The sequence below is a fragment of the Escherichia sp. KCJ4928 genome, assembly GCF_004352695.1.
Taxonomy (GTDB): domain Bacteria; phylum Pseudomonadota; class Gammaproteobacteria; order Enterobacterales; family Enterobacteriaceae; genus ECMA0423.
Genome location: NZ_SJWV01000230.1, coordinates 1 through 5,294 on the forward strand (window position 1 = coordinate 1; position 5,294 = coordinate 5,294).

General features: G+C 51.9%; 4 protein-coding genes and 1 other RNA gene. All 5 read left to right on the plus strand.

All coding sequences use genetic code 11. From position 1 onward, the window contains the following. The first annotated feature begins 209 nt into the window (after positions 1–209). The 5 genes from garP (at position 210) to rnpB (ending at position 4,901) form a co-directional block, all read left to right on the plus strand. Complete coding sequence (garP, locus tag E0D98_RS21060) at positions 210–1,544, plus strand: galactarate/glucarate/glycerate transporter GarP (protein WP_000599636.1); 1,335 nt, start codon at positions 210–212, stop codon at positions 1,542–1,544. Positions 1,545–1,559: 15 nt separating this feature from the next. Beyond that, on the plus strand, positions 1,560–2,330 hold the full coding sequence (gene garL / locus E0D98_RS21065) for a 2-dehydro-3-deoxyglucarate aldolase (RefSeq protein WP_001058227.1): 771 nt from the start codon (positions 1,560–1,562) through the stop codon (positions 2,328–2,330). A 29-nt stretch (positions 2,331–2,359) separates the two neighbouring features. Continuing rightward, positions 2,360–3,250: a 2-hydroxy-3-oxopropionate reductase gene (gene garR, locus E0D98_RS21070; protein ID WP_001594507.1), complete on the plus strand. Its 891-nt coding sequence runs from the start codon at positions 2,360–2,362 to the stop codon at positions 3,248–3,250. A 96-nt stretch (positions 3,251–3,346) separates the two neighbouring features. Continuing rightward, a complete protein-coding gene (gene garK, locus E0D98_RS21075; protein WP_131890963.1) occupies positions 3,347–4,492 on the plus strand; it encodes a glycerate 2-kinase in 1,146 nt (381 codons plus the stop codon). Positions 4,493–4,524: 32 nt separating this feature from the next. Further along, positions 4,525–4,901: RNase P RNA component class A (rnpB, locus tag E0D98_RS21080), an RNA gene on the plus strand. Positions 4,902–5,294 lie beyond the last annotated feature (393 nt).

A 5,294-nucleotide genomic window follows, 5' to 3' on the forward strand; every position in this document is an offset into this window, starting at 1 on the left:
AATCTGTGCTTTAGCGCGCAACCTTATGTGCATATGCTCAAAATAATATTTAAATAGTATTAATTAAATTAGCATTTGCACAATGATTATTATTCTCGCGCTGCTTATACTAATTCCCGAGTTCATTGCCGTTACGGCATAAATGAAACTCATAAATAACACCTTCCCCATAATAATAAAAATCAGCATAAGTACCCGAGGTAAATAAAATGATTCTGGACACCGTTGACGAAAAAAAGAAAGGCGTGCATACCCGCTATTTAATATTACTGATTATTTTTATTGTTACCGCCGTTAACTACGCCGATCGTGCAACGCTGTCTATTGCTGGTACCGAAGTGGCAAAAGAGTTGCAGTTAAGTGCGGTTTCGATGGGTTACATCTTTTCTGCTTTTGGCTGGGCCTACTTGCTGATGCAAATCCCCGGCGGCTGGCTGCTTGATAAGTTTGGCTCGAAAAAAGTTTATACCTATAGCCTCTTTTTCTGGTCGCTATTCACTTTCCTGCAAGGCTTTGTTGATATGTTCCCGCTGGCCTGGGCAGGGATCTCCATGTTCTTTATGCGCTTTATGCTCGGCTTCTCGGAAGCGCCATCATTCCCGGCGAACGCCCGTATTGTCGCCGCCTGGTTCCCGACGAAAGAACGTGGTACTGCCTCCGCCATCTTTAACTCGGCGCAATATTTCTCGCTGGCGCTCTTTTCGCCTCTGCTTGGCTGGCTGACTTTCGCCTGGGGCTGGGAGCACGTCTTTACCGTTATGGGGGTGATTGGTTTTGTGCTGACGGCGCTGTGGATCAAATTGATTCATAACCCGACAGATCACCCACGTATGTCTGCGGAAGAGCTGAAGTTTATCTCTGAAAATGGCGCGGTGGTCGATATGGACCACAAAAAGCCGGGCAGCGCGGCAGCAAGCGGTCCCAAACTGCATTACATCAAGCAATTGCTCTCTAACCGCATGATGTTGGGCGTATTTTTCGGACAATATTTTATCAACACCATCACCTGGTTCTTCCTCACCTGGTTCCCGATTTATCTGGTGCAGGAAAAAGGCATGTCGATTCTGAAAGTGGGTCTGGTCGCCTCGATTCCGGCACTGTGTGGTTTTGCGGGCGGCGTGCTGGGAGGTGTCTTCTCGGATTATCTGATCAAACGCGGTTTATCCCTGACCCTGGCACGTAAGCTACCGATTGTGCTGGGAATGTTGCTGGCTTCCACCATCATCTTATGTAACTACACCAACAACACCACGCTGGTGGTCATGCTGATGGCGCTGGCTTTTTTTGGCAAAGGATTTGGTGCTCTGGGCTGGCCGGTGATTTCTGACACCGCGCCGAAAGAGATTGTTGGCCTCTGTGGCGGCGTCTTTAACGTCTTTGGCAATGTTGCCTCCATTGTCACTCCACTGGTGATTGGCTACCTGGTAAGTGAACTGCACTCCTTCAATGCAGCACTGGTTTTCGTGGGATGTTCAGCGCTGATGGCGATGGTCTGCTACCTCTTCGTAGTTGGCGACATTAAACGTATGGAATTGCAGAAATAAGCAAAGGTATAAGCGATGAATAACGATGTTTTCCCGAATAAATTCAAAGCCGCACTGGCTGCGAAACAGGTACAAATTGGTTGCTGGTCAGCACTCTCTAACCCGATTAGCACTGAAGTTCTTGGTTTGGCTGGGTTTGACTGGCTGGTGCTGGATGGCGAACATGCGCCAAACGATATCTCCACGTTTATTCCGCAGTTAATGGCCCTGAAAGGCAGCGCCAGCGCGCCAGTAGTGCGAGTGCCGACCAACGAGCCGGTAATTATTAAGCGTCTTCTGGATATCGGTTTCTATAACTTCCTGATTCCTTTTGTAGAAACAAAAGAGGAAGCAGAGCAGGCGGTGGCATCAACCCGTTACCCACCGGAAGGCATTCGCGGCGTCTCCGTTTCTCACCGCGCCAATATGTTTGGCACCGTGGCGGATTATTTCGCTCAGTCGAACAAGAACATCACCATTCTGGTCCAGATAGAAAGTCAGCAGGGCGTAGATAACGTCGATGCCATTGCCGCTACCGAAGGTGTAGACGGTATCTTCGTCGGCCCCAGCGATCTGGCTGCGGCATTAGGCCATCTCGGCAATGCCTCGCACCCGGATGTACAAAAAGCAATTCAGCACATTTTTAACCGTGCCAGTGCGCACGGCAAACCCAGCGGTATTCTCGCGCCGGTCGAAGCCGATGCGCGTCGTTATCTGGAATGGGGCGCGACGTTTGTGGCTGTCGGCAGCGATCTTGGCGTCTTCCGCTCTGCCACTCAGAAACTGGCTGATACCTTTAAAAAATAACCACCACCGCAACAAGAGAGATGATTGATATGACTATGAAAGTTGGTTTTATTGGCCTGGGGATTATGGGTAAACCAATGAGTAAAAACCTTCTGAAAGCAGGTTACTCGCTGGTGGTTGCTGACCGTAACCCAGAAGCTATTGCTGACGTGATTGCTGCAGGTGCAGAAACAGCGTCTACGGCTAAAGCGATCGCTGAACAGTGCGACGTCATCATAACCATGCTGCCAAACTCCCCTCATGTGAAAGAGGTGGCGCTGGGTGAGAATGGCATCATTGAAGGCGCGAAGCCAGGTACGGTATTGATCGATATGAGTTCTATCGCACCGCTGGCAAGCCGTGAAATCAGCGAAGCGCTGAAAGCGAAAGGCATTGATATGCTGGATGCTCCGGTGAGCGGCGGTGAACCGAAAGCCATCGACGGTACGCTGTCAGTGATGGTGGGCGGCGACAAGGCTATTTTCGACAAATACTATGATTTGATGAAAGCGATGGCGGGTTCCGTGGTGCATACCGGGGAAATCGGTGCAGGTAACGTCACCAAACTGGCAAATCAGGTCATTGTGGCGCTGAATATTGCCGCGATGTCAGAAGCGCTAACGCTGGCAACCAAAGCGGGCGTTAACCCGGACCTGGTGTATCAGGCAATTCGCGGTGGACTGGCGGGCAGTACCGTGCTGGATGCCAAAGCGCCGATGGTGATGGACCGCAACTTCAAGCCGGGCTTCCGTATTGATCTGCATATTAAGGATCTGGCAAATGCGCTGGATACTTCCCACGGCGTCGGCGCGCAACTGCCGCTCACAGCTGCGGTTATGGAGATGATGCAGGCACTGCGAGCAGATGGTTTAGGAACGGCGGATCATAGCGCCCTGGCGTGCTACTACGAAAAACTGGCGAAAGTCGTAGTTACTCGTTAATGACGTCGTGCCCGGATGGCGTATTGCAATCCGGGCCTGGAATCCAGGCCGAATAAGAGAAACGCCCTCCGGCGTCATGTGGTAACAGGCATAGGTATGAAAATCGTAATCGCCCCAGACACTTATAAAGAAAGTTTATCTGCCAGCGAGGTTGCGCAGGCGATAGAAAAAGGATTTCGGGAAATTTTTCCTGATGCACAGTACGTTTCTATTCCGGTTGCCGACGGTGGCGAAGGAACGGTGGAAGCGATGATTGCAGCCACCCAGGGTTCTGAACGTCACGCCTGGGTTACAGGGCCGCTGGGCGAGAAAGTGAATGCCAGTTGGGGGATCTCCGGCGATGGCAAAACCGCGTTTATTGAAATGGCGGCGGCCAGTGGGCTGGAGCTGGTACCTGCGGAAAAACGCGATCCACTCGTGACCACTTCACGCGGCACAGGCGAGTTAATCCTGCAGGCGCTGGAGAGCGGCGCGACAAACATTATTATCGGCATTGGCGGTAGCGCTACAAATGATGGCGGCGCAGGCATGGTACAGGCGCTGGGGGCGAAATTATGCGACGCCAACGGCAATGAAATTGGTTTTGGCGGCGGTAGTCTTAATACTCTGAATGATATTGATATTTCCGGCCTCGATCCGCGCTTAAAAGATTGCGTCATTCGCGTCGCTTGTGATGTCACCAATCCGCTGGTGGGCGATAACGGCGCATCGCGCATCTTTGGCCCACAAAAGGGAGCCAGTGAAGCGATGATTGTTGAGCTGGACAATAACCTCTCTCACTATGCCGATGTCATTAAAAAAGCGCTGCATGTTGATGTGAAAGATGTCCCCGGCGCAGGAGCTGCGGGCGGTATGGGTGCGGCGCTGATGGCGTTTCTTGGTGCGGAACTGAAAAGTGGTATTGAAATCGTCACTACGGCGCTGAATCTGGAGGAACATATTCACGATTGTACGCTGGTGATCACCGGTGAAGGGCGTATTGACAGCCAGAGTATTCACGGCAAGGTACCGATTGGCGTTGCAAACGTGGCGAAGAAGTACCATAAACCGGTGATTGGCATTGCGGGTAGCCTGACCGATGATGTTGGCGTTGTACATCAGCATGGCATCGATGCGGTCTTCAGCGTATTGACCAGCATAGGTACGTTGGACGAAGCATTCCGCGGGGCTTATGACAATATCTGCCGTGCTTCACGTAATATCGCCGCGACACTGGCGATTGGAATGCGCAACGCGGGGTGACAAGGGCGCGCAAACCCTCTATACTGCGCGCCGAAGCTGACCAGACAGTCGCCGCTTCGTCGTCGTCCTCTTCGGGGGAGACGGGCGGAGGGGAGGAAAGTCCGGGCTCCATAGGGCAGGGTGCCAGGTAACGCCTGGGGGGGAAACCCACGACCAGTGCAACAGAGAGCAAACCGCCGATGGCCCGCGCAAGCGGGATCAGGTAAGGGTGAAAGGGTGCGGTAAGAGCGCACCGCGCGGCTGGTAACAGTCCGTGGCACGGTAAACTCCACCCGGAGCAAGGCCAAATAGGGGTTCATAAGGTACGGCCCGTACTGAACCCGGGTAGGCTGCTTGAGCCAGTGAGCGATTGCTGGCCTAGATGAATGACTGTCCACGACAGAACCCGGCTTATCGGTCAGTTTCACCTGATTTAACGAAAACCCGCCAGCGTAAACCGGCGGGTTTTTGCTTTTGGAGGGGCAGAAAGATGAATGACTGTCCACGACGCTATACCCAAAAGAAAGCGGCTTATCGGTCAGTTTCACCTGATGTACGTAATAAACCGTTCCGGCGGGTTTCAGATTGTTGAGTGCGCTTTATTCATGCCGGATGCGGCGTGAACGCCTTATCCTGCCTACAAAAGCACGCAAATTCAATATATTGCAGAGATGGTGTAGGCCTGATAAGCGTAGCGCATCAGGCATTTTTGCGGTTGCCATCAGTTTCAAACCCGCGTCAGTGAGTTTTTGCTTTTGGTGCACAGGGTAAGATGAATAAATATCTACGGTATTAAGAATAGACTTTGTAAGAAGTTATTAAG

Coding starts and splice junctions, on each gene's coding strand:
- garP (WP_000599636.1), top strand. CDS start 210: ATGATTCTGGACACCGTTGACGAAAAAAAGAAAGGCGTGCATACCCGC.
- garR (WP_001594507.1), top strand. CDS start 2,360: ATGACTATGAAAGTTGGTTTTATTGGCCTGGGGATTATGGGTAAACCA.
- garK (WP_131890963.1), top strand. CDS start 3,347: ATGAAAATCGTAATCGCCCCAGACACTTATAAAGAAAGTTTATCTGCC.
- garL (WP_001058227.1), top strand. CDS start 1,560: ATGAATAACGATGTTTTCCCGAATAAATTCAAAGCCGCACTGGCTGCG.